Source organism: Variovorax sp. P4_D9 (assembly GCF_056401695.1).
In genome coordinates, this window is record NZ_JBFUIU010001393.1 from 1 (window position 1) to 1,493 (window position 1,493).

Annotated in this window: 3 protein-coding genes; all 3 read right to left on the reverse strand. The window is 61.4% G+C overall.

Going from position 1 to position 1,493, the window contains the following annotated elements; all coding sequences use genetic code 11:
* Positions 1-106: 106 nt before the first annotated feature.
* Positions 107-367, reverse strand: a complete 261-nt coding sequence (locus tag AC1DY5_RS55305; RefSeq protein ID WP_478122645.1) for a hypothetical protein — start codon at positions 365-367, stop codon at positions 107-109.
* A complete protein-coding gene (locus AC1DY5_RS55310) occupies positions 364-963 on the reverse strand; it encodes a VOC family protein (RefSeq protein ID WP_478122646.1) in 600 nt (199 codons plus the stop codon). The genes AC1DY5_RS55305 and AC1DY5_RS55310 overlap by 4 nt, the downstream gene beginning before the upstream one ends.
* A partial coding sequence (locus AC1DY5_RS55315) for an AMP-binding enzyme (protein ID WP_478122647.1) occupies positions 960-1,493 on the reverse strand: 534 nt, incomplete at its 5' end. The genes AC1DY5_RS55310 and AC1DY5_RS55315, both read right to left, overlap by 4 nt.

Here is a 1,493-nt window from a genome sequence, read left to right on the forward strand (position 1 = left end):
TCCGCTTCGTTCTGCTCGATGATGCTGATCTGCCAGTCCGGGCGGCGCCGCTTGACGAGAATGGCGAGATAGAGGCCCGATGGGCCGGCACCGATGATTGCGATCTTCATGATGCTGCCTCGGCGCTGATCACCAACTCGTCGTTGTCGAAGTGCGTCACGCGCCCAAGCAGGCCGCCAGTCAAGGCACCGTGCCAGACTGCCGGCTTGAAGCCCAGCGCCTTGCGGTTAAGCTTGATCTCGCCTTCCCCATCCACGCGAAAGTAGCCGAGCCTGGGACCGCTCACCTTGAGTCCTGGAACGTCACGGGCGTGATCGACCAGCGGCAGGAACTCGGGCACATCCAAAACAAAAATCGTCGGCATCATTGCACCTCCAGATCGGCAGCGAGACGTTCACCTTTGCTTCGCCAAACCTCGTCGATGGAGGTGAACGAACCTTGGCCAGCCCTGCTGGCATTCTCCAGCGCAATCCCGGCCTCCAGTGTTCGGTTGGCGTCCGCGATGTCGACTTCCGTGAACGGACGCACTTGCCACGTGATTTCGAGCGAGTAGCCGTTCGGGTCGTTGAAATAGATCGACTCGATCACCTCGTGTCGAATCTGATAGTTCAGCTTGATGCCCGCTGCTTCGATCTTGGCGCGACATGCGAGCAGATCTTCGCGGGTCTCGACTCGCCAGGCGGTATGTGTGGCCCGGTAGCGATAATCGTCGCGCACGGCGGCAAACTCAGGAGCCTCGGTGCCGATGTAGTAGAAGAAGGCGATCGTGCTGCCCGTGCCACTGTCGAAGAAGAAGTGCAGGAAATCGGCATGGTCTTCTGGACCCCATCCGCGCGCCGAGATGGCGTGCACCAGCGGCAGGCCAAGCAGGTCACGGTAGAAGTGAACGGTCTCCGCCAATTTCCAGGTGGGGCGGGCAGTGTGGTGAACGCCGACCAGCGGCAATCCGGGCTTCGGGATCATGATGAGCTCCTGGCTTGAGTGGTGTTGGATGCCGACGCGGCACGCTCGGCGGCGAGTGTCTCGGTGATAGCCTGCTTGAGCAGCGGCTTGCTCAGCTTGCCGGTCTTGGTCAATGGGAATTCGTCGACGACCTCGATGCGTTCAGGCCACTTGAACTTGGCCACGCCTTCCTTGCTCAGGAAGGCGCCCAGTTCCTTGACCGTCGGAGCGACGGCACCAGCCTTGATGACCATGAAGGCACAGACCCGCTCCCCGAAGACTGGGTCAGGCATCCCCACGACGGAGGTCATGGCCACCGCGGGATGGCGTCCGACCACGGTCTCCACCTCTTCGGCGTTGATCTTTTCTCCGCCACGATCCACAACGTCCTTGGTACGGCCGCAGAACTTGTAGTAGCGCTGGCCGTCGATGTCGCGGAACGACATCAGGTCGCCGGAGCGATAGAAGCCCCCGCTCGTCAAGGTCTCCTTGTTGCGCTCCGGGGCCTTGTAGTATCCGTGGATCGTGTAGGGGCCTGCGAAGGCACACTC